26 protein-coding genes are annotated in these 24,471 nt (G+C 46.6%); 4 read left to right on the forward strand and 22 right to left on the reverse strand.

The genetic code is table 11. The annotated features are described in order from the left end of the window. Window positions 1-38 precede the first annotated feature (38 nt). The 9 genes from accB to spoIIIAA form a co-directional block, all read right to left on the reverse strand. Window positions 39-503, reverse strand: coding sequence for an acetyl-CoA carboxylase biotin carboxyl carrier protein (gene accB / locus CS562_RS21780; protein ID WP_076291928.1), 465 nt, complete (start codon window positions 501-503; stop codon window positions 39-41). 139 nt (window positions 504-642) lie between these two features. Then, on the reverse strand, window positions 643-1,482 hold the full coding sequence (locus CS562_RS21785; protein WP_099858205.1) for a SpoIIIAH-like family protein: 840 nt from the start codon (window positions 1,480-1,482) through the stop codon (window positions 643-645). Between the two features lie 65 nt (window positions 1,483-1,547). Continuing rightward, the gene (spoIIIAG, locus tag CS562_RS21790; RefSeq protein ID WP_076291876.1) at window positions 1,548-2,186 is read right to left on the reverse strand and encodes a stage III sporulation protein AG; all 639 of its coding nucleotides are present in this window, start codon (window positions 2,184-2,186) and stop codon (window positions 1,548-1,550) included. 15 nt (window positions 2,187-2,201) lie between these two features. Beyond that, window positions 2,202-3,080, reverse strand: coding sequence for a stage III sporulation protein AF (gene spoIIIAF / locus CS562_RS21795; RefSeq protein WP_099858206.1), 879 nt, complete (start codon window positions 3,078-3,080; stop codon window positions 2,202-2,204). A gap of 29 nt (window positions 3,081-3,109) precedes the next feature. Then, window positions 3,110-4,300 (reverse strand): stage III sporulation protein AE, encoded by a 1,191-nt coding sequence (spoIIIAE, locus tag CS562_RS21800; protein WP_076291874.1) that lies wholly within the window; start codon window positions 4,298-4,300, stop codon window positions 3,110-3,112. A 21-nt stretch (window positions 4,301-4,321) separates the two neighbouring features. Next, entirely contained in the window at window positions 4,322-4,711 is a 390-nt protein-coding gene (gene spoIIIAD / locus CS562_RS21805) for a stage III sporulation protein AD (RefSeq protein WP_017687586.1), read from the reverse strand. 32 nt (window positions 4,712-4,743) lie between these two features. After that, complete coding sequence (gene spoIIIAC / locus CS562_RS21810) at window positions 4,744-4,947, reverse strand: stage III sporulation protein AC (RefSeq protein ID WP_017687585.1); 204 nt, start codon at window positions 4,945-4,947, stop codon at window positions 4,744-4,746. 29 nt (window positions 4,948-4,976) lie between these two features. Next, on the reverse strand, window positions 4,977-5,495 hold the full coding sequence (gene spoIIIAB / locus CS562_RS21815) for a stage III sporulation protein SpoIIIAB (RefSeq protein ID WP_076291873.1): 519 nt from the start codon (window positions 5,493-5,495) through the stop codon (window positions 4,977-4,979). Then, window positions 5,488-6,492 (reverse strand): stage III sporulation protein AA, encoded by a 1,005-nt coding sequence (spoIIIAA, locus tag CS562_RS21820; protein WP_076291872.1) that lies wholly within the window; start codon window positions 6,490-6,492, stop codon window positions 5,488-5,490. Before spoIIIAA ends, spoIIIAB begins: the two co-directional genes overlap by 8 nt. A 276-nt stretch (window positions 6,493-6,768) precedes the next feature. Here spoIIIAA and CS562_RS21825 point away from each other — a divergent pair, with 276 nt between their 5' ends. Further along, entirely contained in the window at window positions 6,769-7,518 is a 750-nt protein-coding gene (locus CS562_RS21825; RefSeq protein WP_076291871.1) for a 2-phosphosulfolactate phosphatase, read from the forward strand. 78 nt (window positions 7,519-7,596) lie between these two features. On the opposite strand, the gene CS562_RS21830 is transcribed toward CS562_RS21825, so the two are convergent. The 5 genes from CS562_RS21830 to CS562_RS21850 form a co-directional block, all read right to left on the reverse strand. Beyond that, window positions 7,597-8,850, reverse strand: a complete 1,254-nt coding sequence (locus CS562_RS21830) for an aspartate kinase (RefSeq protein WP_099858207.1) — start codon at window positions 8,848-8,850, stop codon at window positions 7,597-7,599. 191 nt (window positions 8,851-9,041) lie between these two features. Further along, window positions 9,042-9,599, reverse strand: coding sequence for an elongation factor P (gene efp / locus CS562_RS21835; RefSeq protein WP_024631007.1), 558 nt, complete (start codon window positions 9,597-9,599; stop codon window positions 9,042-9,044). A gap of 297 nt (window positions 9,600-9,896) precedes the next feature. Next, window positions 9,897-10,970, reverse strand: coding sequence for a M24 family metallopeptidase (locus CS562_RS21840; RefSeq protein ID WP_099858208.1), 1,074 nt, complete (start codon window positions 10,968-10,970; stop codon window positions 9,897-9,899). 39 nt (window positions 10,971-11,009) lie between these two features. Beyond that, window positions 11,010-11,453 (reverse strand): type II 3-dehydroquinate dehydratase, encoded by a 444-nt coding sequence (gene aroQ / locus CS562_RS21845; protein WP_076291868.1) that lies wholly within the window; start codon window positions 11,451-11,453, stop codon window positions 11,010-11,012. Between the two features lie 77 nt (window positions 11,454-11,530). Further along, complete coding sequence (locus CS562_RS21850; RefSeq protein WP_076291867.1) at window positions 11,531-12,109, reverse strand: YqhR family membrane protein; 579 nt, start codon at window positions 12,107-12,109, stop codon at window positions 11,531-11,533. A gap of 215 nt (window positions 12,110-12,324) precedes the next feature. On the opposite strand from CS562_RS21850, the gene CS562_RS21855 reads away from it, so the two are divergent. Both CS562_RS21855 and CS562_RS21860 read left to right on the forward strand, forming a co-directional pair. Then, entirely contained in the window at window positions 12,325-13,317 is a 993-nt protein-coding gene (locus CS562_RS21855; RefSeq protein ID WP_063565687.1) for a DUF1385 domain-containing protein, read from the forward strand. Between the two features lie 5 nt (window positions 13,318-13,322). Further along, window positions 13,323-13,655, forward strand: coding sequence for a hypothetical protein (locus CS562_RS21860; protein WP_076291866.1), 333 nt, complete (start codon window positions 13,323-13,325; stop codon window positions 13,653-13,655). A gap of 68 nt (window positions 13,656-13,723) precedes the next feature. Here the strand turns inward: CS562_RS21860 and CS562_RS21865 are convergent, their stop codons facing one another. The 3 genes from CS562_RS21865 to mntR form a co-directional block, all read right to left on the reverse strand. Continuing rightward, entirely contained in the window at window positions 13,724-14,725 is a 1,002-nt protein-coding gene (locus tag CS562_RS21865; protein ID WP_099858209.1) for a patatin-like phospholipase family protein, read from the reverse strand. An 84-nt stretch (window positions 14,726-14,809) separates the two neighbouring features. Next, entirely contained in the window at window positions 14,810-16,408 is a 1,599-nt protein-coding gene (locus CS562_RS21870; protein WP_099858210.1) for a family 10 glycosylhydrolase, read from the reverse strand. Between the two features lie 207 nt (window positions 16,409-16,615). Beyond that, complete coding sequence (mntR, locus tag CS562_RS21875; RefSeq protein WP_076291863.1) at window positions 16,616-17,044, reverse strand: transcriptional regulator MntR; 429 nt, start codon at window positions 17,042-17,044, stop codon at window positions 16,616-16,618. A 231-nt stretch (window positions 17,045-17,275) separates the two neighbouring features. On the opposite strand from mntR, the gene splB reads away from it, so the two are divergent. Continuing rightward, window positions 17,276-18,346: a spore photoproduct lyase gene (splB, locus tag CS562_RS21880; protein ID WP_076291862.1), complete on the forward strand. Its 1,071-nt coding sequence runs from the start codon at window positions 17,276-17,278 to the stop codon at window positions 18,344-18,346. A 145-nt stretch (window positions 18,347-18,491) separates the two neighbouring features. On the opposite strand, the gene CS562_RS21885 is transcribed toward splB, so the two are convergent. The 5 genes from CS562_RS21885 to metG form a co-directional block, all read right to left on the reverse strand. Next, the gene (locus CS562_RS21885) at window positions 18,492-19,205 is read right to left on the reverse strand and encodes a cytochrome c biogenesis CcdA family protein (RefSeq protein WP_099858211.1); all 714 of its coding nucleotides are present in this window, start codon (window positions 19,203-19,205) and stop codon (window positions 18,492-18,494) included. Window positions 19,206-19,253: 48 nt separating this feature from the next. Further along, the gene (locus CS562_RS21890; protein ID WP_024631018.1) at window positions 19,254-20,057 is read right to left on the reverse strand and encodes a metal ABC transporter permease; all 804 of its coding nucleotides are present in this window, start codon (window positions 20,055-20,057) and stop codon (window positions 19,254-19,256) included. A 50-nt stretch (window positions 20,058-20,107) separates the two neighbouring features. Next, window positions 20,108-20,866 (reverse strand): metal ABC transporter ATP-binding protein, encoded by a 759-nt coding sequence (locus CS562_RS21895; RefSeq protein WP_076291860.1) that lies wholly within the window; start codon window positions 20,864-20,866, stop codon window positions 20,108-20,110. Between the two features lie 55 nt (window positions 20,867-20,921). After that, on the reverse strand, window positions 20,922-21,911 hold the full coding sequence (locus CS562_RS21900) for a metal ABC transporter solute-binding protein, Zn/Mn family (RefSeq protein WP_256716936.1): 990 nt from the start codon (window positions 21,909-21,911) through the stop codon (window positions 20,922-20,924). Window positions 21,912-22,223: 312 nt separating this feature from the next. After that, window positions 22,224-24,293, reverse strand: a complete 2,070-nt coding sequence (metG, locus tag CS562_RS21905; RefSeq protein ID WP_257219577.1) for a methionine--tRNA ligase — start codon at window positions 24,291-24,293, stop codon at window positions 22,224-22,226. Window positions 24,294-24,471 lie beyond the last annotated feature (178 nt).

Below are 24,471 nucleotides of genomic sequence, written 5' to 3' on the forward strand. Positions count from 1 at the left end.
TCGAAGCTCATGCAGTTGACGTTATGCGGCTGTAACCGTTATTCCGGTTTTACCAGGAACAGGGGTTGTCCATACTCAACCAGCTGTCCGTTCTCAACCAGCACTTCAACGATTTCTCCCTTGATGTCTGCATCAAGCTCGTTCATCAGCTTCATCGCCTCAATGATACATACCGTTGTTTTCTCAACAACTTTATCACCAGCGCTTACAAAAGGACCTGCTTCCGGCGAGGAAGCTCTGTAAAAAGTACCTACCATCGGAGATACAATTTTATGTAAATGACTTGTAGTATCGACTTGCGGAGCAGCCTCAGCTACAACTGCAGCCGGTTGCACCTGTGGTGCAGCAATCATTTGCGGTTGAATAGCAGTTGCCTGAACATACTCGGTTTTACCCGGTTTGCGAATCGACAACCGTGATCCTTCATTTTCAATTTCCAACTCTTGAACGGAACTTTCATCTACCAGTTTGATCAGCTCTTTGATCTCACTCAATTTAAACATTTCCATTATTCACTCCTTCGGCATCATGCCAGTCTCACTAGGACGGTCATATGGCTTTATGTATTATATCATAATCATTAAAAATGGAAAGAGCCCGAGATCTAATCCAGCTCTCGGGGCTACTTTTCCATATTTTAGATTACTGTTCTGTCACGTATTGCACGCTGATTTTATTTTGGGATACAGCCAGTTCTTTCATAACCAGATCCACAATGGAAACCGCTTGTTTTACATCCAGTTTGTCACTGAGAACAACGACTTTATACTTATCGGCATCCTCTTGAACGATGGCATTGGCAAACTGCTGCGACAAGGTTTCTTCAATACCATTGATTTTGGCTTCTTTTTCTTCCAGCGTACGAAGCTGCTCTGTTGCTTTGGCATTTTCTTCTGGTGTTTTGCTCAGATCACCCGCAACGGTCATAAGTTCTTCATACTTTCGATTGTTGCTCTCCTCACGCTGCCACTGGTAGTTCTGGAACTGGCTACTCGCCGACGCCGCGGTATTCTGTTCTTCCATCTCCTTGAGAACGTCCTCATCGGTTTTCGTTGCACTGCTGTCTGTTCCGGAACCTGCATCAGGAGTGGTTGCAGCGCCTTTGTCGGTCCCTTTCTCGCTGTCTTTGCCTGCTTCACCTTGTTTCTCTCCGGATTCCGCAGCCGGTGATTTCTCGGTGTCTCCAGCTTCTTTACCATCTACAACCGCAGGATTATCCACAGATTCAGTTGCCGTTTGATCTCCTTCAGTCCCTGTAACTTCGCCGCCATTCACCACTTCATTCACAACCAGACCTTCTGTCGGATCAAGGATTCCAGCCGTTTCCTTCGCTTCTCCCTGTTTCATACCATCCACCTGCGTGCTCTCAGCTACAGGTGTATTAACCGGACCGGAATCTTCAGTGAACAGGTAATAGGCGGACAAAATGACCATCAGACTCAGCATGGATACGAGCCATACCGTTTGACGTTTATTATTCATTAGAACTTCCTCCTCGAATTGGCTTCATTCTTATGACATCAAATCTTGTGTTTCATGGTTTCGGACTAATCCTGCTTACGCGGAACAACCGAAATCCGGTAGGCCGCAACATTCAGTCCTTTTTCCACAGCATCTGTAATCAGGTCCTTCACAACCTTATTCTCTGCACCTCTGGCAACGACAAGCACGCCCCGGATCTGCGGTTTGAGCTTTTTCGTGACAATCGGTGTCTGATCCCCTGATATTTCATACGTAATAATCTCGCCATCCCGGGTATATTGCGTCATATGTCGCTTGCCCCCGCTTGCATCCGTTTCTTCGGTGAGCTGCTGCGAATCCTTCACATTACGCTGTACAACAAGTTCCTCTGTAGAATCAACGGTAACCATCACATCAACAGTTCCCACACCTACGATATTTTCCAGCACACCCTTGATCTTGTCCTCAAATGCGACCTCTATCGCCTGAAATGGATTCTGATCTGTCGGATCCGTCTGTATGGATGCCATGGATGTAGCCGGATCAGGAGGCTCACGACCGATATTTTCAGAATCAATCTTTTTGACATTGACGAAAGAGTTGAACAGCATAATTCCGACTCCGATCAATCCAAGGATAATCAGCCAGCGAAAGGTTTGACTGCGCCGTTGCCCACCTTCTCCTCCGCCGAACCAGCTTTCCATCTTTTTGAGCCATTGCCTCATCGGATACCCTCCTTCTTACAGCGTTGAAGCGCTCTTCTTTTCTTTCACCTGTACTTTGTTTGCATCAATATCCCACTTCTCTGTCAACAACGTAATAATTTGTACTGCTCGTTCAGATCGGGAGGATGTCTGTCCTTGCTGAGTGTTTGTCTCTGCCTGCTCACCCGACACAGGTGTGGAGTCTGCTACCTGTCCATTTTGGGGTTCGCCAGAGTTACCGTTACCCATGTTACTTTCACTTTTGCTAACGCTGTTCACCTCGATCTGTACATCAGGCACCTCAATCTGACCAATCTCGATTGGCTCCTGAACTGGAGGAGATTCAGTGGTTTGGGATTCCGGGTCAGAGTCGAATATCGGTTTTGTCGTTGCCGTTGCTTCCTGTTGAGCTGTATTGGAGTTGACTTTCCCAGCTGCTGTCTCCCCTGACATCTCCACCAAAACATACTGGATCACCGGAAGTTCCACCGAAGAGGCCAAATCCGTCTCCAGCTTGCTTGTATCCATGGCGAGCTTTACCTCAACAGACTGCACTCGCTCCCCAGTTGTTTCTTCGATTTGCCCTTTCATTACGTTAGCCAGCTCTTTGGCTGTCCATTGCAGCGATTGTTCCTGTTCATTGGATTGCAGCCGCCTGCCCTGAGCCAAAATCTGTTCAAGTGTTGCATTTCCATCAGATGGCGAATCCATGGCGGTCATCGCTCGCTTAAGCTCGCCAACCGGATCACTTTTCAAAAGCTTCGTTATGGGCGATAACAGGGTCAGCAGGATAAGAAGGCTCAGCACAAGCTTGACATAGCGTTCCATGGATCGGTTGGGCAACAGCATATCCACGAAAGTCGCCAACAGAACGATCATGATCAATTCCCGGAGCCAGCTGCTCAGCCACCCCATCCTTCCAGCCCCTTTCTATCGAGCATGCCTCATCTCATCATGACGGTCAGATTGCCTGCGGTTAGCAGGATCGTGATTGCCAGAAAAAACATCAGTCCGACTGCTGCCAGTGCCGCAAATACGTAAAGCATGCTTTTGCCTATCGCCTGCAGACATCCTACAATTGGCGTATCCCCCAGCGGTTGCATGATCGCGCCAGTTATGTTGTAGATCAGGGCTAACGTCAGAATTTTAAGTGCAGGAAACGCACATAGAAACAAGATGATGATGACACCCGTTAGTCCGATTGCATTTTTCACCAGCAGTGACGCTGTGATAACCGTGTCCGTTGCATCCGCAAACGTTCTACCGACAATGGGGACAAAGTTGCCTGCGATGTACTTCGCCGCTTTCAGACTGACACCATCTGCCACGGAGCCCGATGCTCCCTGCACCGAAATTACGCCCAGGAACATCGTAAGCAGTATACCCAGCAGAGCCACACTAATGTTCCGTAAGAGATCTGCCAGCTGTGTAAGCTTGTACTTGTCGGACAAGGAACTGACGAGATGTAATACGGCTGAGAAAAAGAGTAGCGGGAACACCAGCAGGTGGATCAATGTACCGACCAGATGAATCATGAAAATGATCAGCGGATGGGTAACAGAAACGGTAATGACATTCCCCATTGAAGCCAGCAGCGTAAACAACAGGGGCACCATGGCCATCATAAAGTTGATCATGCTGGCTATGGCATCCTTGGCGTATCCAATCGCCACACTGAAGCTATTGATGGCGATGATAATAATGACCATGTAACAGATGGAGTAAGCGATTTTGCTAATGTTATTTTTCTCGAAAGCAGTCTGCAATGTCTCCAGAATCATGCTCAGCACACTTAGCATCACAATCGTGACTAGGAGTTTGCCGTTATATAAAATCTCATGCAGCATGAAGGTTCCAATTGCTATAAACACCGACTTCAGGCTGAACCCTTCATTGCCGGGCATTAACATATCCATAAAGGAAGGTGTTTTTCCTTCCGGGAAAAAACCACCGTATTGTTGCATGAGTTGGTCCCAATATTTTTCTACCTGATCCTTGGGAAGCTGGTCAGCCTGCTGCTGCATCCACTCTCCCGAGGGAGAACCTGCGAATACCTGTCCCATGATCGCAAACAGAAAACACAGCGTCAGCACGAAGGTAAGGCGCCACTGCGGCTTATGATGCATCATTTTCATATGAAGTCCGCACGCCTCCCTCTACACCGGCATCAGCTTCATGACGGTTTCGATAATAATGCTGATGATCGGTATCGCGAGTACAAGGATCAGCACCTTGCCAGCAAGTTCAATTTTGGAAGCAATGCTCTCCTGGCCTGCATCCCTGACAATCTGTGCTCCGAATTCAGCAATGTACGCTATGCCTATAATTTTCAGTACAGTTTTCAGATAAATGCTCTCCATGCCTGAATTTTCGGCAAGCCGTTTCAACACCTCGATTACCGCGCCAATCTTGCCAATCAGCAGCATGAAGATCACGATGCCGGTTGCAGCCGCAATCAGAAAAGCGAACATCGGCTTCTGTTCTTTGATAACTAGAATGAGCACCGTTGCGATGAGCGCCAGACCTACAACTTGGATAATTTCCACAGGTCACCACCATCCCGGCTTCATGACCGTTTTCATTGAAAAAGAAATATCGATTTGATCTCTTGCAGCAGGCTGTCCAGCATACGGACCACCATGAACAATACAACGACAAATCCGATCACGGTCACCCAGTGAGCCATATCTTCCTTTCCCATTTGTTTCAGCACCGTATGAATCATCGCAATGATGATTCCGATGCCCGCAATTTGAAAGATTGCGTTCACTTCTAAATTCATGACCTTGGCACCTCACTATCCCGGCTATTTCAGAAGATCAGAATGACGATTAACGCTCCGACAAGCATCCCGAGACTGCGGCACATTCGTTCATATTTCATTTGATCGGCTTGGGCACGGGATTCCTCATGCATAAGTTGCTGAATGGCTAACGAGATGTGCTTGGTCTGATCCTGACGATCGCTGGTGCCAAGGCTGAAGCTCAATTGCAGCATGACTTCCCGCTCGTCCGCCTTCATGGCTGATCTCCCCCACGCCTCTGCTATACCAGACTGAAGACTCTCACGAGCAGTGTGTCCATGAGGTGGTTCCATCTGTTTGGCTGCGTGGAGAAACAGCGTCCGAACAGGCTCTTTTGTCTGGGCTCCCATTTTCCCCATGGCATCAGGTAACGGGGTCAGCCCGTAGTTAATCTCTGTCATCAACCGCTGGAGAGCAGCGATTAATTCTCGCAGTTGTCTTGGCCTCAAGGCATACTGCCTTGCCTTGTAGAATCCCGCGAGGGTACTGGCCAGCAGAATGATAACGGCACCGAGCATGTTAACCAAAGGCCTCACCTCCCACTTCCGCCTGCTGGAGACCACGCATTTTGCCATCGGCCAATCGAAAGGTCATGCCCCGGCTCGTCCGTTGCAGCTGTACATAGCGTTGAAACATCTGCTCGACGATCAGGGTTCTCAGTGCAGGTCTGGAAGAAAGCTCGGCCAGATCACGACCATGCGCAGTAGCGATGACAGATACGCCTGCATGGAGTGCTTCCATGACCGCCTCCGCATCTTCCGGTCGGCCTATCTCGTCCACGATCAGGACATCGGGAGACATGGAGCGAAGCATCATCATCATGCCCTCAGCCTTTGGACATCCGTCCATGACATCGGTGCGAGGTCCTACGTCAAATCCGGGTACGCCCTTATAACTTCCAGCGATTTCGGACCGCTCATCAACGATGCCAACCTTTAAACGTGGACGTATGCCCTGAACAAGTTCATTGACACCCGTAAGTTTGGTACCACTGCTAATCTGTCTTGCCAGATCCCGCAGTAATGTGGTCTTGCCTTGCTGCGGAGGTGAAAGAATTAAGGTGTGCATGACCTGTCCACTTTTCATGTCCAGCAGATACGGTAGAATCCGATCAGCGACTCCGTGAATCTCTCGGGCCACCCTGACATTAAATCCATTGATGTCGCGCAGGTATTCGACCCGGCCTCCACTTAACACCGTCCGGCCAGCCAGTCCGATTCTGTGCCCGCCAGGAATGGTGATGAACCCTTTACGCAGCTCCTCTTCCAATGTATAAAGCGAATGATTGCTGATCAGATCCAGCAGCCTGTGTGTTACCTCTTTTAAGGGAATATAGGCTTCATCAGGCTTCGAAGTCGGACTGCCCTGGGGTGTGAGGAAGTGATAGGTGTCTCCTGCATTGATTTCCAGTGGTCTTCCTTCACGGATACGTACTTCCTCCACTTTATCTAATAAAGCGGGCGGCATTCTTCCCAGAATGGTTCGAATCGGTTCCGGAAAGAGATCCTTCCAGTTCACCATCATGAATAGGCCCCTCCAACCTTGAATTCGGTTTTATTGCGTTCCTGGTGCTTGTTCATATCTCAAGTTTATGTGTGTACATTGAATTTATGACGCTGAAATCTATCATTTTCTTCAAAATAGGGAGGAGAGTTAAAAATCATAGATCAGCCTACTATTCCAGTTCTAGGCACCTGTCTAGATCCAAGTGCATATAGTGCTTGCAGACAGGTGATAAACATTCCGGGATAAAAAAGGACAGAACCAACTATCCCCAAATATAGAAAGGAGTTGTGGGGAGTGCGAGTCGATGTAGTAGGCAATGTGAATGAAGTTCGAAAAATGGATATCGCAGGACGATGTGTGGTCGTTATCGATGTGTTGCGAACAACCAGTACTATTGTTACGGCACTGGCATACGATGCAGCCGACATCATTGCTGTAGAAACAGTTCCTCAAGCGAAACAATTGAACTTGAAAGATGCCATTCGTGGCGGGGAGCGTTTTGATAAAAAAATTACAGGATTCGAGGTGGGCAATTCCCCCTATGAATATATGACTCCGAATATTGCGGGGAAAACCATTATTCTGACTACAACAGATGGTACGCGTGCCCTTATCAAGGCCTCCAAGGCTAGACATGTGTTTGCAGGCTCATTTCTCAATGTGAAAGCGGTGGCGGCTGTTCTGTGCGAGCTGCGCAGGGATATCTTATTGTTATGCGCCGGGGATCAGGATGAGTTCGCGCTGGAAGATGGTTTATGTGCAGGCAGCATTATCGAGGAGTTGTACCGACAATCTCCTTTTCCCATTATGCTGAACGATTTGGGGCTGGCTCTTCATCAGGCTGCTACTCATGCCGAGGACAAATTACCCGATCTGATTAGAGTATCCGCTGGTGGCCGAAGGTTGGAGAGGTTAGGGAGGGTGCATGACGTAACGTATTGTACCCAATTGAACTTGCTGGACTGCGTTCCAGAGATGGGTGAAGGGAACCGAATGCAACCATTCAGAGGAACGCGTAAGGAACCGCTGTTTAAGTTACTGTGATCAATCTAAAAAGGTGTACTGCGATCCCGAATGGGAATACACAGTACACCTTTGGTGTTTCTTTGCCATTTTCTCTTTTTATCTACGAACTTGCGGTCCGCCAATTACGGCTTGCTCAGCTGTATCCAAATCATACGCTGTATGCAGCGCCTTGATTACGTCATGAAGCTTCTCTCCATCAATTACACAAGATACCTTGATTTCGGAAGTGCTTACCATCTTAATGCTAACGCCTTCGCCCGAGATGACTTTGAACATCTTCGCAGCAACACCAGGATGGCTAACCATGCCTGCACCAACGATCGAGACTTTAACCAGGTTTTCTTCAGAAGTAACTTCACGGTAAGGCAGGCGGCTATGAAGAGCTTCAATGACACGCAGTGCGTTCTCCCGGTCAGATAGCGCAACAGAGAACGAGAAGTCTGCTTTACCGTCCATCACACCGCTCTGAACGATAATGTCGACATCCAGCTGTTCTGATGCAAGGGCACCAAATACTTCAGCAAGAACTCCTGGTACGTCTGGTACACCCAGAATACTGATGCGAGCCACATTTTTGTCATAGGCAATTCCACTAACTACCACACCTTGTTCCATTGTTGCTTCCTCCTTCACAACCGTTCCTTCATTATGGTTAAAGCTGGATCTTACAATCAAAGGTACACCGGAATGCTTCGCGTATTCAACTGCACGCGGATGCAATACCGCTGCTCCCAGGTTGGCCAGTTCCAGCATCTCGTCGTACGAAATTTCCTTAAGCTTGCGTGCAACCTTCACGATACGCGGATCGGTGGAATAGATACCGTCTACATCCGTGTAAATCTCACAAGCGTCAGCCTTGATGGCTGCTGCCAAAGCTACTGCTGTTGTATCCGATCCGCCGCGGCCTAGCGTCGTAATCTCGCCGTCTTCCGTCATTCCCTGGAAGCCTGCAACGATTACAATGTTGCCTTCTGCCAACGCCTGGTTCACCCGTTCCGGATGAATATCGTTAATCCGTGCTTTGCCGTGTACCGACTCTGTTCGGAATCCCGCTTGCCAGCCTGTAAATGAAATGGCTTTGCGTCCCAGCGCCTGAATCGCCATAGATAACAATGAAATCGAGATCTGTTCTCCCGTAGTCAAAAGCATATCCATCTCACGTGCAGGCAGTTCACTGTTCAGCTGTTTCGCCTGATCAATCAAATCATCCGTGGTATCCCCCATGGCCGAAACCACGACTACACACTGATGTCCTTCATCCGCTTTTTCTACAACACGTCCGGCTACACGCTTCATGCGTTCTGTATCTCCGACCGAGCTGCCCCCAAATTTCATGACGTACAATGACAACGCAAATCCACTCCCTACCTTGTGCAGTATGCATAATTGATGTCCATCGTCATTATTCTCTCCGAAAAATGACTTTAACCCAGTATATTACGAAAGCGTCTGATAGGCTAATCTTTTTTCGAAAAAACCCTTTGCCACAGAAGCGGCAAAGGGTTGAATTAACGCTTTATTTAGCTTACACCATGTGAACGTTACGCGCGGGAAGAGTATTTACCTTCACGAGTATCGATCAGCAGGACATCGCCTTCATTGATGAACAATGGCACTTGTACATTCAAGCCTGTTTCAACTTTAGCGTTTTTAGTAGCTCCTTGTGCTGTGTTACCTTTTACGCTTGGCTCTGTCTCGATAACTTTCAACTCTACACTTGTAGGCAAGTCAATTCCGAGGATTTCACCTTGGTAGCTAACGATTTTTACGTTCATGTTTTCTTTGAGGAAGTTCAATTCCCACTCCAGTTGGTCACTTGTGAGTGTGAACTGATCATATGTTTCGTTGTCCATGAACGTGTGCTCTGTACCACTAGCATACAGGTAGGATACACCACGGTTTTCAATGATGGCACGGCCAATGGTTTCACCTGCACGGAATGTTTTCTCAACGGTGTTACCGTTACGCAAGTTTTTCAGTTTGGAGCGTACGAAGGCAGCACCTTTACCTGGTTTAACATGTTGGAAATCAAGTACGGTATAGATGTCGTTGTCTACTTGTACGGTCAAGCCTGTTTTAAAATCGTTTACTGAAATCACAAAAAATCCCTCCTGATATGGTTGAAAAGTAGGTGATATAAGACGATGGGTTAATTTAAGTTTGAACAAGTCAAACCGTCATATTACACAGACCACTACGATGGCAGAACAACCTTCCGATCGCTGTTATCCCCAGATTTCTTTTAATCCCTATCCTAATAGGGAGAAATCCGGGGATAAAGGCGAGCGCTTCGCTTCTACAGGTTTTTTCTGCCCTCTCCGTTATTGTGTAATTCCATGTTTACTTCATTCAAAAGCATAAATTAAAAATCGTCTTATATCACCGTTGGCTGTAATTTAGCCAATAACGGTGAACTTCTTGTCCGAATTCGTCAAAATGTGAATACCTGTCTCGGTAATCACCACGTCATCCTCGATACGCACGCCGCCAAGGCCGTCAATGTAGATACCCGGTTCAACGGTTACCACCATGCCCGGTTTCAATACATCGTCGCTAAGCTTGGACAAACGAGGAGCCTCATGGACTTCCATACCCAGACCGTGGCCCGTGCTGTGTCCGAATTGCTCTCCGTATCCGTGCCCTGCAATGATATCACGTGCCAATGCATCTGCTTCCCGTCCGGTCATGCCCGGTTTCAGGTTCGCCAGCGTATGTAACTGGGCTTCCAGTACGATATCGTAAATTTTACGCAGTTCAGGTACAGGTGTGCCCGTTGCGATGGTACGTGTCAGATCTGAACAGTATCCATCCAAAAGCGCACCAAAGTCAAATGTAATTAACTCATTTTGTCCGATGACTTTGCCACTTGCTACACCGTGAGGCATAGCAGAACGTTCACCCGATGCCACAATGGTGTCGAATGAAGAGGAGGTTGCTCCATGTTTGCGCATGAAAAACTCCATCTCCAAATCCACTTCACGTTCAGTCATACCCGGTTTTGCGAATTGCAAAACGTGACTGAATGTTGCATCTGCCAGATCCGCAGCTCTTTGCATTACAGCGATCTCATCTTCGTCCTTGAACATGCGAAGTTGCTCCACTATACCGGATACAGCTTTCAATTCAATGGACTGAAGCGCTTGGGCATAAGCAGTATGCGTGCCATAAGTGACATGATCCTGCTCAAAGCCAACCTGTTTGATATTCGCCGATGCAAGCAATTCGCGTACGGATTCCAACGGTTTTGGTCCATGTTCCACAACGGTAAATCCTTTGGCTTGTTGCGGCGCCTGTGTCATGTAACGGAAATCGGTAAGCAGATAAGCTTCCTGTTCCGTAATCAGTACATATCCTGCTGAACCTGTAAAACCCGTCATATAACGACGGTTAATCGGATTTGTAATCAGCATAGCCGTGAGTTCATGTTCATGCATGGCCTCACGCAACTTATTTACTCGTTTGTTTTCCATCGGTAACCCTTCTTTCTCTCACATTCCCGGGTCCCCGGCTCAGGTTTGTTTGTCCAGATGACGCACGAGAGCCAGCAGCCCCAGTTCGTAGCTTACTTCGCCAAATCCGGCAATTTGCCCGATTGTTTCTGCAGCAATAACTGAATGATGTCTGAACGCTTCGCGTGCATGAATGTTGGATAGATGTACTTCTACTGTAGGAACTTTTACGGCATTGATGGCATCACGCACAGCATAGCTGTAATGGGTCAGCGCTCCGGCATTAAGCATGATTCCGTCTGCATCGCCCATCGCTGCATGAATTCGATCAATGATGTCCCCTTCGTGATTGGATTGATAAAAAGCGATGGAGACGCCCAGCTCCTCCGCCTGTCTGCGAATTTTGTCCTCAATATCCTTCAGACTAAGCGTTCCATAGATGCCGGGTTCACGTACTCCGAGCATGTTCAGGTTCGGGCCATTGATTACAACAATCCGTTTCATAGCTGCTCCACCCTTTCTGCAAATAACCATCTGCTATTTTAACACAGCTATTGCCGGATTGAGAAGCTTTTTTGCGGCTATGCTCCCGCTTGCTCTGGCTCACGTTTTCGTTCATCCGTGAACTCCATGGCTACGGTGTAGCCAATAAACAGTCCCCATAACAAAAAGAAACAAAATTCTGTAATGATTGAATCCCAGGTTAACCGGTTTAAGGGCTTCACCATATCCAGTTTGGGACCTACCAGAACAAAGATAATGAGCCACCAAAAAATTCCGTAACCCATGCCTGGAAGCGGCCCTTTCCATTTTTTCAAAGTGAACGTGTAAATCAGAGAGGTGAGAACGGAAAAGACAATAAAAAACAGCCACCCAGTCAAATGCCCTGCTGCAGTATAGATAAAATTGTGCTTGAAAAACGGTTCAGCCAAAAATCCCAGTGGCACAGTCGTAAAATGAAGCAGATAGAATAACCAATGCAAACCTCCCCAGATAAAACCTGCGAAAAAACCTAGCTCCACTGCAAAAGGGAAGGGCTTGGTGAAATAATGTGCCTGCCCTTGACGCTGGGTAGGACGTCTACCCCGGTCCTTTTGCTCTCCTTTGTCAGCACGCTGATTTTCCTTATGGGATGTTTGTTCGCTCGTGTGCTCTGTCATCGATATTCTCCTTCACGTTCAGTTTGCAAAACTGTGAATAAATCTCCATTTTCGTCCTAACTCTACCGGGTAGTATGTACAAATCAGGACAAAGTTAACAACATCGACCCTGTATCGACTCGTAAACTAGAAATTGCTCTCAAAATTCGATACAATAGGGTTATAAAACTGCCTTCGACCATGAAGGCCTAGAACAGAATAGGAAGGTGAATAATTTGCCTCAACAATCCAAGCCTGTCAGCTACGGGGGGCAAGCTGTCATTGAGGGCGTAATGTTTGGCGGTAAACATGTCAACGTTACAGCTGTGCGAAGAAAAGACGGCGAAATTACGTATCTGGAAGTTCCCAAGCAAGACAAGTCCTGGGTCATGAAATTGCGGCGGATTCCACTACTGCGCGGGATTGTCAGCATTATAGATTCGAGCGTCAAAGGAAGCAAACATCTCAATTATTCTGCTGACGCATATGCTGATGATGAACTGGAACCTGAAGAAAAAGCAAAGCAAAAAGAAAAAGAAGGCTCAGGTTGGAGCCTTAGCATGATTATCGGCGTTACTGCAGTAGCTATTCTTTCGTTCCTCTTTGGTAAAATTGTGCTTACATTGTTGCCGGTTGTCATTGAAAATTTTCTATTTAAAAATGCATTCGACAATCAGTTTTTGCATAATTTACTGGAAGGCGGAATTAAGCTGATTCTGTTGCTTGCCTATCTGTGGCTGATTTCTCAGACACCAATGATTAAACGTCTGTTCCAATACCATGGTGCTGAACATAAAGTCATTAGTGCTCATGAAGCCGGAGAAGAGCTTACACCAGAGAATGTGCAGAAGTATAGCCGTCTGCATTATCGTTGCGGAAGCAGTTTTATTATGTTAACTGTCATTATCGGCATATTTTTGTACTCGCTCTTCACATACGATAACCTTTGGGAACGTATGGGACAGCGGTTGCTGTTGTTGCCAGTAGTACTCGGTATTTCATTCGAATTGTTGAAGATGACCAACTCGGTACGTGACATCCCTGTACTTCGTTATCTCGGATATCCGGGGCTGTGGCTGCAATTGCTGACAACCAAAGAGCCAACGAATGAACAGGTAGAAGTATCCATCGCTTCGTTTAACCGTATGCGTGAATTGGATGCCAAACTCGCAAACGTTTCGGCCACGTCGGAAGTTCCTGTTGCAACACTTGATCCTGTGAAAGGGTGAATGATATGAAGAAGCAGGCAATCATATTTTGGACGTTCATCGCACTCGCTGCTATTGGAATCTTGGCTAGGCTGGGAAGTGGAGGTATATCCCAAATTATCATCCCCCTCGTCGTGTTCGGAGTTGTGTTCCTGCTCTATAAATATCCGCCCCGCCGTTGGGCACGCAAGACATCATCACCAAAGATTAAACCCTCGGCTAAAACCATGGCTAAAGTTAATGCACAGTCTGGTGCCCGAAAAAGTAGCGGTGCTTCCAAAAAACGCAAGGATTATCCTTTCCAAGTCATTCAGGGACAAAAGGGTAAAAGTGATGAAGACGTTCCCAAGTATCATTAAAACGCTAATACAGACGAAACACACAGAAAAGCAATTCTCCAAACATGCGGAGAATTGCTTTTTCATTTTTATACAGGAGTCAGCGGTGATATCTCCGTCTGTTTCTTTCTAAGCTCTCTTCTCTGTTTGTCCAGCTGTTCACCATATATCTTGGTATTCCACCCACTGAAAAATTCAGTACCAGCGGTAACACCAGATTGATATAAAGCTGTACTGTCTTGTACAGAAAGGTGAAATTCAGTCGGTTTAATTCCAAGGGTAGGAATTTTTACAGTACGGAATCGATTAACCTGTTCGATATATCGCTCATCATGAGCAGTAAGCATCGTTTCAACCAATGCCTGAAGCATACTTAGAGGCCCTCTGATTCTAGCTGGCTCTCCTTCGGTTTTGCCAACCATCTTAAAACCGACTACAGGGATGATGTCTCCTCCACGTTCTGTACGCTCTCCATCAAACAGCCAGAGCGGAAAATTGCTCAGTAATGCGCCATCCACGATGTAAACAAACTGGTCCGCAAAACGTAAACCTTTGGATAGAATCGGGGATCTGCGAATGGCAACGGGGTCGAAGAAATAGGGGATACTGCAGCTCATGCGTACGGCCTTGGCTACTTCCAGTTTCGAAGGATCAATCCCGAATCGTTTGATATCGTCTGGAAGCACCAAAATGGTGCCATTGGAAATGTCGGATGCAATGATTAGCAATTTACCTGGAGGCAGATCAGCAAACGTCCTAACCCCCTTTTTTTTCAGCATATCCCGAATCCAGCATTCCAGCGCTTCCCCAGAATATAGTCCTTTCTTCAAGAATAGCCTCGCTGCGGGTCCGATCCACTTCGTATCAAATATGGGAGAACGTCGCAGCAACGAAGCAAACGGCGTATTCTCGATAATGCCTTTCATCTCTTCCGCCGAATACCCAGCCGCCAGCAAAGCAGCAACGATGGAACCCGATGACGTGCCCGCTACGCGATTGAACTCAACACCGTGATCCTCTGCACCCTTTACGGCGCCAGCAAGTGAAATTCCCTTTACGCCGCCACCTTCAAATACTCCGTTAATCAACACAATAAAACCCCCGTTCTCCAGGCAGTCCATGCTACTACTGCCACTGTATGAGAACAGGGGTTGGTCATATTACGTTAAAATGTTTTACAGTCCATAATAGGCTTTTAATTTGGCGATTAAGCCGAGCGGGTTTTTCGTCAGGTACTGTGAGCTGAAGAAAATATCCCCTTTCACCGTATCATATTTCTCATTATATATAAGCTGATCAATGATTTCTTGGGATGTCTGCCACCCGATTTCTGGTGTACCAAGCTTATAAGGAGAGTGACCAATATACAATTTCACATCGGTATTTGCCACTTCATTGGCCCACCAGTCAACCACCTTGTCATATCTGGCAGCACTTAGTGTCATGCTCCAGTACACTTGGGGTGCAACATAGTCAATCCACTCCTGCTTGATCCAAGTCCGCACATCCGCATTCATGCTATCATAAGCGGTTACTCCGGCTTTTGTATCAGAACCTGTCATATCAACCGATTTGTTACGCCATACACCAAATGGGCTAATGCCGTATTCAACGCCAGCTTTCACCTTGTGAATGCTCTCTCCGAGCTGCTTGACGAATTGATTGATATTGTCCCGGCGCCATTCTGCGCGGTCACTCGTATTCAATGTGTTGTATGCTTTGAAAGCCGCATCATCATTAAACGTTACATTGGAAGGATAGAAATAATCATCCAAATGTACGCCATCAACATCATACTGGTTAACCACTTCCATGATGGAATCAATAATATGCTGTCTCGCTTCCGGTATGCCTGGATTAATATACAGCTTGCCTGATGCGTTAACAATCCAGTCCGGGTGAAGCTTGGATACATGATTGGCAGCAAGCCCAGTTGTCGTTGCCGAGTTGGTAGCCCGGAACGGGTTGAACCAAGCATGGAACTCAAGGCCACGTTTATGAGCTTCCTCGATCATAAATGCAAGTGGATCATACCCAGGATCTTTCCCCTGTGTGCCTGTCAGTACACTATTCCACGGCACAAGACCTGATGGATAGATCGCATCCCCATTGGCTCGTACTTGAACAAATACGGCATTGATCCCCATATCCTTCAACGTATCAAGCTGCTGAATGAACTCCAACTTTTGTTTTTCTACATTTCCTTTGGCACTAGATGAAGGCCAGTCTCCGTTTACAGTCGAGATCCAGGCTCCTCGCATCTCATCTGTGTTTGGCGTAGTTCCCGTGCCTCCAGGCTCTGCTGGTGTCACTGGAATAGGATTGGGAGCATTGCCTGTGGCCAGATTAATCGTCTGCTCAGACTGGTTCCAGGTGACCTGAATTCCCAAGTTCTCACTGACGAATCGAATCGGTACCATAACGCGGCCTTGCTTCAGTTCTACCGATGCATCAAGATCAACCACAGCACTATCCACCGTTGCCTGCTGGCGTCCACTCGTCATCGTAATGACTGAATCGGATTTCTTGATCGTAACTGTGCGGGTAGCCTGTGACCAAAGCACAGATGCACCCAGTCCTTCACTAATAACACGCAAGGGAACCATCGTTACATTTACTTTGGGCAAAATGTAAGGTGAAACATCAGACTCCAAACGCTGTCCATCCAAATAAATAACAATTTCCTTTTGACTAGCTGCCTGCGCCGTCAGTCCTGACGTTTGTAAACCCAGAACAAAAATGAGCAGCAGGATTAATCCTTTACGAAGCTTCATCAGTGCAATCCTCCAAAATAATTATAAATTCGCGGCAAATTCTGCTAGTTTAATAGACGCTCCTAATGATTGTTAAGTTGCGAATAATCGCCAAATTTTGGTCAGAAAAATGCAAAAGGACGCTCCCTACCGTTTTAGCGGCAGGTGCATCCTCTGATTTTGAATGGATATTCATTGTAATTTTTCAGTTAAGTCTGGCTTAAAAACTTAAGATTCTGTATTGCTCATGACATCCTGAATACTTTTGAGATCACGCAGTCGAGTCTCATCCTGGCGGAAATATTCAACCAAAGATTCGATGCAGGTAATGGAATCCCAGCTCAAATGGTGTTCTATCCCTTCAACATCCTGGTAAATATTTTCTTCTTGAACACCTATCGTCGTCAAAAATTGTTCAAGCAGATGATGGCGCTCCATCAACCGTTTGCCCATCTTTTTACCTTTTGGCGTAAGCACCAGCCCGCGGTACTTCTCATAGATCAGGTACTCGTCTTTGTCCAGCTTTTGGATCATCTTCGTCACCGATGAAGGATGTACTTCCAAACCTTCAGCTATATCAGACACACGAGCATAGCCCTTTTCATCAATTAATTTGTATATACGCTCCAAATAATCTTCCATACTGGGCGTTGGCATCTGCTTCCCTCTCTTCTCTCTGACCTGCAATATTCTTGCCTGGTCACTATCTTATAATGATACATGTTATCAATACGCATTGGCAAGTCCTGCACAATTCATTCACTATTTACAGTCCATAAAACACTTCTCGGGGCTTGAATTCCTTCACCGTCACGCAAGTATTGGCAAGGGTGACTTATCTCTAAACGAGGCAAACTAAGCAGGTTCCGTATTGAAAGGAGTGATTTCGTGAGTACAAGTGTAGCGCAGCCACCCGTTCGCAAAGCAAAAGGCACTAAACCCTTTATTCCCGATTTGGTGTATTTTGAACCCGGTGCGCTGGAATATGAGAAAGGTAAACGAATTATGGAATGGGTTACCTCTAGAGATATCCCATATCAGATGACGACATCCCATAATCGAATTACCAATCTCCCTGGTGAAACGGAACAGGAAAAATACCGAATGGCCAAGCGCACCCTTGTCGTCGGCGTGCGTAAAACACTCAAGTTTGACCAATCGAAGCCTTCGGCGGAATATGCCATTCCCATCTCCACAGGTTGTATGGGCCACTGTCATTATTGTTATCTTCAAACGACACTTGGGGCCAAGCCCTATGTCCGTGTCTATGTAAACACCGAAGAAATCATTGAGGCTGCCAAGGGATACATTGAGGAACGTGCACCTGAACTTACTCGTTTTGAAGCAGCCTGTACATCTGATCCCGTAGGTTTGGAGCATATTACAGGAAATCTCGGTGACCTAATTCGTTTTATGGCGGATGAGGAACACGGGCGACTTCGCTTTGTAACCAAATATCATCATGTTGATCCTTTATTAAACATCAAGCATAACGGACACACTCGAATCCGTTTCAGTGTGAATTCGGATTATGTGATCAAAAATTTTGAGCCAGCCACCTCACGATTTGAAGAGCGAATTGAAGCCGCAGGCAAAATTGCTCATGCCGGATATCCGCTCGGATTCATTATTGCCCCAATTATGTGGTACGACGGCTGGGAAGAAGGATATAGCGAGCTTTTACAAAAACTTGCCGATACACTTCCCGAAGAAGCAACCAAGGATCTAACTTTTGAGATGATCCAGCACCGTTTTACCAAAACGGCAAAAGCCACCATTGAGAAGCGATACCCCAAAACCAAACTGGAGATGGATATCGAAAAACGGAAAATGAAATGGGGCCGCTGGGGCCAGTACAAATATGTGTATAAAGATGATCAGCAGGATGCCCTGCGCGAGTTTATTACTGAACGCATTTTTGAACATTTCCCACTGGCCAACATTGATTACTTCACTTAAGCGTAGAGCTGATACCTAATATTAAAGAGCCATTGATTAAAAAAGCAGGTTACATGAGCCCAGAATCATTCTGGTTTCCATGTAGCCTGCTTTGTTCTTATTTAAAATAACCCTTGAGTAAAATAAAAATCGTCGTTACTCTGTGCTAGATAATCATCCAGTCTGGTGTAATTTGCTGTAGCCAAATCGTAATTTTCGTCATCTGATCCGTGAACAACAACACTCCGAGGAACAACATTAATGCGCCTCCAGCTTTCATCATGATATTGGAATAACGCAAGATCCAGCGTGTAGAACCGATGAAAAAGGCCAAAATGAAGAACGGTAACGCAAATCCAGCCGTGTAACCCGTAATTAAAGCCAACCAGGTTGTTGGTTCGCTCGCAGCCATCGCGATGATAGCAGTCAATATCGGCCCAATACAAGGCGACCATCCTGCCGAGAAACCAATGCCAAAAATAAATGAGCCTAAGTACCCCGCTGGTTTCCATTTCATATCCATTTTGCGCTCTTTCATTAGAAACTGAGGTTTGAACAAACCAAGCAAAAATAAACCCATTAACATGATTAAGATCGCGGATAATTGACGAATGAGATCTCGGTTATCATTGAAAAATTGGCCAAACAATCCGGCTCCCAGTCCGAGCGAATAAAACACAGCTGAGAAGCCCATAATAAACGCCAGCGTATGAGTCAATGTCTTGAAGCGAACTTCACGCTGATTGCGCTCATCCTTCAACCGTTGTACCGTCATCCCCGTAATGTAGGAAAGATACGATGGATACAGCGGTAGACAGCATGGCGATATAAACGAAGCTAATCCTGCTACAAAAGCCAGCCACACATTAACATCAGGCATGAAGCGGATATCTCCCTTCCCTGGGGGCTCACTTGCTCTCGTTCAGACTCAGGCTCGGAACCCTTTTTTTCCAATCATCGTTAGAATCAGCATCATGATAAGCAAAAGTACAATTGTTGCTCCTGGTGCAAGGTTCCAGATCCCGGCCACAACCAGCCCAATGACCACGGCAATTTCGCCAATGACTACGGACAATATAATCGCCGATTTGAAACTTCGTGCCATCAGCAAGCTTACAGCTACCGGAATGGTCAGCAGTGCGGATACCAGCAATGCACCCACGATTTTGATCGCCGTACTAATGACAAGGGCTGTCATCACGGTAATCAGCATGTTAAGCAATTTCACAGGCAATCCGGTTACCGCTGCGGCATCCTCTTCAAAGCTGAGCAGGAAAAACTCCTTATGTAACAGTGCTACAACGATGACCACGATCAACGTAACCACACCGACCAGCTTCAAATCTGTGGAGTCAAGTGTATAAATACTGCCGAACAGATAACTCATAACATCTGTATTATAACCTTTGCCCAGCGTGAAGAACAATGAAGCCAGCGCTACCCCACCGGACATGATAATCGCGATCGATAACTCGGCATAACTTTTGTACGCCTTGCGCAGTTTCTCGATCGCAAAGGATGCGAGCACGGCGAAAATAAGCCCCACCGCAATCGGATACACTTCAATCAGGAATCCGAGTGCAACCCCGGCTATAGTCACATGAGACAGGGTATCCCCGATCATGGATAAACGCCGCAGCACCAGAAACAATCCGATCAACGGTGCGGTGATGCCGATTAACAATCCCCCCGCAAGCGCCCGCTGAAAAAAATCACTCATTAAAATTTCCAAAACACACACGACTCCTTCGGCCTTGCTCTAATCTGGTTGCGTACTCGCGTCTAACGTACCTGGGTGGTGGTATGCTGCAAATTAGTCTCGGCGCAGTCTTCCACCTCATGGGAATGACGGACATGGAAATGTATCTTTCCGTTTGTCACCGCTGCTTTGGAACCGAGATAACTCTCCATCCGGTCCATATCATGTGATACCATCAGGAATGTCATCCGGTGGTGTTCATGCATATGGGTAATCAATTCGAAAAAACTGGCCTGGGATTCAGCGTCGATACCCACCGTCGGTTCATCCAGAATCAAGAGGTCAGGGTGATTAATAAGCGCCCGTGCCAAAAACACACGCTGTTGCTGTCCGCCTGACAGTTGTCCAATCCGTTTGTTCGCCAAATCCTCAATCCGCATCACCTGCATAGCATCTGTGCACTGCTGCTGACATTTACGCGACATTCGGCGAAACATATTCTTATTGTTGTACAAGCCAGACATCACAACTTCCCTTACCGTCGCAGGAAACAATGGGTTAAACGCATTTTTTTGCGGAACATAACCAATCCGTTCCCAATCCTTAAATCGGCGGATCGACTGTCCGAATAGCTTGATATCTCCCTCGGCTGGAGGCAAAAGTCCAACCAACATCCGCAGCAATGTCGTTTTGCCCGCCCCGTTTGAACCGATAATTCCGACAAAATCCCTTTCCTGGACCATAAAATCGAGATTTTCAATTACTCGCTGGTCACCGTAGGAAAATGATAGTTTCTCGATCTCTATGATTGGATCATGACACAATGGCATGATTTGCTGCATGGCAAAGCCGCCCTTCATTATATATAAGGATTGCAATCGAATCCTTCAGTCTATCTTATTTTAATGCGATCAGCAGATTTTGCAAATTTTTCTCCATCAGAGTGAAATAATCATCCCCGTTGGTAGCCTGTTCTTTGGTTAAACCTTCTACCGGATTCAGGACCATGGTCTCTACACCCGCTTCATTGGCAAGAGTTTTCGCCAGTTTGTCAGATACCAACTCTTCGAAGAAAATGTATTTAATCCCTTCATCCTTCACCAACTTGGCCAACTTCACAATATCTTGTCCTGTAGGCTCCGCATCGGGAGAAAGTCCCATAATGGCATGCTGGGTCAACCCATAGTCACGTGCAAGGTACCCAAAGGCTTGGTGTGATACGACAATTTCCTTGTTGGGTACTTTAGACAATTCATCCGTAAAGTGCTGATCCAGTGTTTCCAGCTTGGTCCGCAGCTCTTCGTAACGTTGTTCATATCCTTCTTTATGTGCAGGGTCTACTTCAACCAGGCTGTTTTTGATATTTTCAGCCATTACCATTGCCGATTTTGGACTTACCCACGTATGAGGGTCCACATGATGGTCTGCGATGTCCTCTGCATTAGCTTCATCAGCATGTTCGTCGCTATGTTCATCCACCTGTTCTTCACCATGACCGTGTCCATCATCACCTTCAGCAGTCAATAGAGTAACCCCTTCACTTACTGCAACTGACTTCACCTTGGTATCGCTATTCAGTGACTTCAGGAAGTTGGGGACCCATCCTTCTAGACCTGCACCATTGTATAGAAACAACTCGGCTTTGGATGTATTCACAATATCTTGGCTCTTCGGCGTCCAGTCATGTGGTTCAACACCTGTGGGCAGCAAATTAATGACATTTGCATCTTCCCCGCCAATAGTGGAAGTAAACGCATAGACAGGATAGAAGCTCGTGATCACATTCACTTTACCTTCCACCAGCTTGGCACTATCCGAATTATTCTGACCGCATGCCGACAATATGAGCAAACTAAGAACAAGCAGACCGCTGAGCAACAATTTCATATGCATTCTTCTACCTGTCACTAGAGTCCGTTTTAACTGGTCTAGATTTCTTCCATAATAAAGTTTCACTAGTATTCACTCCGCATCTCTTAATCGTAAACATTACTGAAAGAATTATAGGTAACCTGCTCGAACTTGTCAAGCCGCTCTGTCCTATCCATTCTTTCCTTGAGCACGGAGTTCATAACAGTATATGCTTGTTTTCTTCCTATCAGATCTGATTTCATCCCAAAATAAAAAGTGACCCGATTCTCATCGAGCCACCTTCTATTACAACTATATAAATCAAAACCTTGTTGCACCCTCAAAGTATTATTTTACTTGTGCACCATTAGGCATATTATCCGGTACCGTTGCCAGAGTAAGCTGGTCGCCATGAGATGCGGCCAGGATCATGCCCTGGGACAGTTCACCGCGCAATTTCACAGGTTTGAGGTTCGTCACACAGATGACTTTGCGTCCAACCATATCTTCAGGTGAATAAAACTTCGCGATTCCCGATACAACCTGACGTTGCTCATAGCCAAGATCCAACTGCAACTTCAGCAATTTATCGGCTTTCTTGACCGGTTCACAAGCAATTACTTGAGCGACACGCAGTTCCACTTTGGCGAAATCGTCAATACTGATCTCTTCTTTACCTTCTGGTGCTGTGACGGGTTGAGCGGCTTCAGAAGAGCCTCCAGCATCAGCTTGAGCTGCCTCAGGCTGCGCTTCAGCTTTTTTGCCTCCAGTCATCGCTTCAGCAATATAAGCAATCTCCTGTTCAGAGTCCAGACGTGGGAAGATCGGGTCACCCTTCTGCAATGCGTTGCCAGTTGGAATAACACCCCATTGCTTCGCTGTATCCCAAGCCGTCAGTTCACCTTCCTGAATGCCGAGTTGTTCCCAAATCTTGCGCGGAGCACGTGTCAGGAACGGCTGCAAGAGGATAGAAGCAATCCGCAAGCTTTCAATCAGATGCGACATTACCGATGCCAATTCATTGCGTTTTGCTTCATCACGAGCCAGAGCCCAAGGCTGAGTCTCGTCAATGTATTTGTTACTGCGGCTAACAAACTGACTGATCGCTGTCAACGCTACGGAAAATTGCAAGTTTTCCATAGCCTGCTCCACTTTCTCCACAGCAGCAAGACCCGCTTCTTCAAGAGATGCATCAAATTCGGTCACACCAGAAGTAAACTCAGGCGCTTTGCCTTCGAAATATTTGTCCACCATGGCTACCGTACGGTTCAACAGGTTTCCAAGGTCATTGGCCAGGTCGGAGTTCACACGTTCTACAAAGCTTTCTGGAGTAAATGTACCATCTGAACCAAATGGAACTTCACGCAGCAGGTAATAACGCAGTGCATCCAGACCATAACGGTCAATCAGAGTTACCGGATCAACGACATTGCCTTTTGATTTTGACATTTTGCCGTCTTTCATCAACAGCCAACCGTGTGCGAATACTTTCTTCGGTAAAGGTAGGTCCAATGCCATCAGCATAATCGGCCAGTAAATCGTATGGAAACGAACAATTTCTTTCCCTACCAGATGCACGTCCGCAGGCCAGAATTTGTTGTAAAGCGATTCGTCGGATGAACCATAGCCCAGAGCTGTAATGTAGTTGGACAACGCATCAATCCATACGTATACAACGTGTTTGGGATCGCCTTTAACTTTGACACCCCATTCGAAAGTTGTCCGGGATACGGCCAAATCTTCCAAACCTGGCTTGATGAAGTTGTTGATCATTTCATTTTTGCGGGACTCCGGCTGAATAAAACCCGGATTCTCTTCATAATATCTCAGCAAACGATCCGCATACTTGCTCATCCGGAAGAAGTAGGATTCTTCTTTTACCAGCTCAACCGGATGTCCGCTATCCGGACTTTTGGCCGAGATAATTTCGCCTTTGTCATTCTTCTCCACATCAACCAGTTGGGTTTCCGTGTAATACGTCTCATCCGGGATACTGTACCAACCTTCGTACTCACCCTTGTAGATATCCCCTTGTTTCAGCAAACGGTCAAAGATATCCTGTACCACTGTTTTGTGGCGCTCCTCCGTCGTACGAATGAAGTCGTCATTGGAAATATCCAGTTTGTTCCACAGTTCCTTGATGCCAACCACGATGTCGTCTACAAAAGCCTGCGGTGACTGTCCTTTCTCCTGTGCCTTGCGTTCAATCTTCTGTCCGTGTTCATCGGTTCCTGTTAAATAACGAACTGCATAGCCACGCAGACGTTTGTAACGAACCATAGCGTCACCCGCTACAGTCGTGTAAGCGTGCCCGATATGCAGTTTGTCACTCGGATAATAAATCGGTGTTGTCAGATAAAATGTTTTTTGATCAGCCATAGATGACTTCTCCTCCTTCATATAGTCGTGCTTTTTCATTGCATTTGCCTAAAAAAGAACACAAAAAACTCCCGTCCCTGTATGGGACGAGAGTTGCTCTCACGTGTTACCACCCAAATTCCCCGTGCTTTTCACAAACCACAGGCTCTGCCGGTCCTTCGACCGCCCATTAACGCTGGATCACGCCTCGGCCTTACGACAGCCGTTCTAATCAACG

Source organism: Paenibacillus sp. LK1, assembly GCF_002750415.1.
Classification (GTDB): Bacteria; Bacillota; Bacilli; order Paenibacillales; family Paenibacillaceae; genus Paenibacillus; species Paenibacillus taichungensis.

Excerpts from the sequence above, each read along its gene's own strand:
- CS562_RS21900 (WP_256716936.1), bottom strand. The coding sequence starts at position 21,911 with ATGAAATTGTTGCTCAGCGGTCTGCTTGTTCTTAGTTTGCTCATATTG.
- CS562_RS21785 (WP_099858205.1), bottom strand. The coding sequence starts at position 1,482 with ATGAATAATAAACGTCAAACGGTATGGCTCGTATCCATGCTGAGTCTG.
- CS562_RS21840 (WP_099858208.1), bottom strand. The coding sequence starts at position 10,970 with ATGGAAAACAAACGAGTAAATAAGTTGCGTGAGGCCATGCATGAACAT.
- accB (WP_076291928.1), bottom strand. The coding sequence starts at position 503 with ATGTTTAAATTGAGTGAGATCAAAGAGCTGATCAAACTGGTAGATGAA.
- CS562_RS21885 (WP_099858211.1), bottom strand. The coding sequence starts at position 19,205 with ATGCCTGATGTTAATGTGTGGCTGGCTTTTGTAGCAGGATTAGCTTCG.
- spoIIIAG (WP_076291876.1), bottom strand. The coding sequence starts at position 2,186 with ATGAGGCAATGGCTCAAAAAGATGGAAAGCTGGTTCGGCGGAGGAGAA.
- spoIIIAC (WP_017687585.1), bottom strand. The coding sequence starts at position 4,947 with ATGAATTTAGAAGTGAACGCAATCTTTCAAATTGCGGGCATCGGAATC.
- metG (WP_257219577.1), bottom strand. The coding sequence starts at position 24,293 with ATGAAAAAGCACGACTATATGAAGGAGGAGAAGTCATCTATGGCTGAT.
- spoIIIAA (WP_076291872.1), bottom strand. The coding sequence starts at position 6,492 with ATGATGGTGAACTGGAAGGATCTCTTTCCGGAACCGATTCGAACCATT.
- CS562_RS21860 (WP_076291866.1), top strand. The coding sequence starts at position 13,323 with ATGAAGAAGCAGGCAATCATATTTTGGACGTTCATCGCACTCGCTGCT.
- mntR (WP_076291863.1), bottom strand. The coding sequence starts at position 17,044 with ATGCCAACGCCCAGTATGGAAGATTATTTGGAGCGTATATACAAATTA.
- spoIIIAF (WP_099858206.1), bottom strand. The coding sequence starts at position 3,080 with ATGGGGTGGCTGAGCAGCTGGCTCCGGGAATTGATCATGATCGTTCTG.
- aroQ (WP_076291868.1), bottom strand. The coding sequence starts at position 11,453 with ATGAAACGGATTGTTGTAATCAATGGCCCGAACCTGAACATGCTCGGA.
- CS562_RS21895 (WP_076291860.1), bottom strand. The coding sequence starts at position 20,866 with ATGCAGCAAATCATGCCATTGTGTCATGATCCAATCATAGAGATCGAG.
- CS562_RS21850 (WP_076291867.1), bottom strand. The coding sequence starts at position 12,109 with ATGACAGAGCACACGAGCGAACAAACATCCCATAAGGAAAATCAGCGT.
- spoIIIAE (WP_076291874.1), bottom strand. The coding sequence starts at position 4,300 with ATGAAAATGATGCATCATAAGCCGCAGTGGCGCCTTACCTTCGTGCTG.
- CS562_RS21870 (WP_099858210.1), bottom strand. The coding sequence starts at position 16,408 with ATGAAGCTTCGTAAAGGATTAATCCTGCTGCTCATTTTTGTTCTGGGT.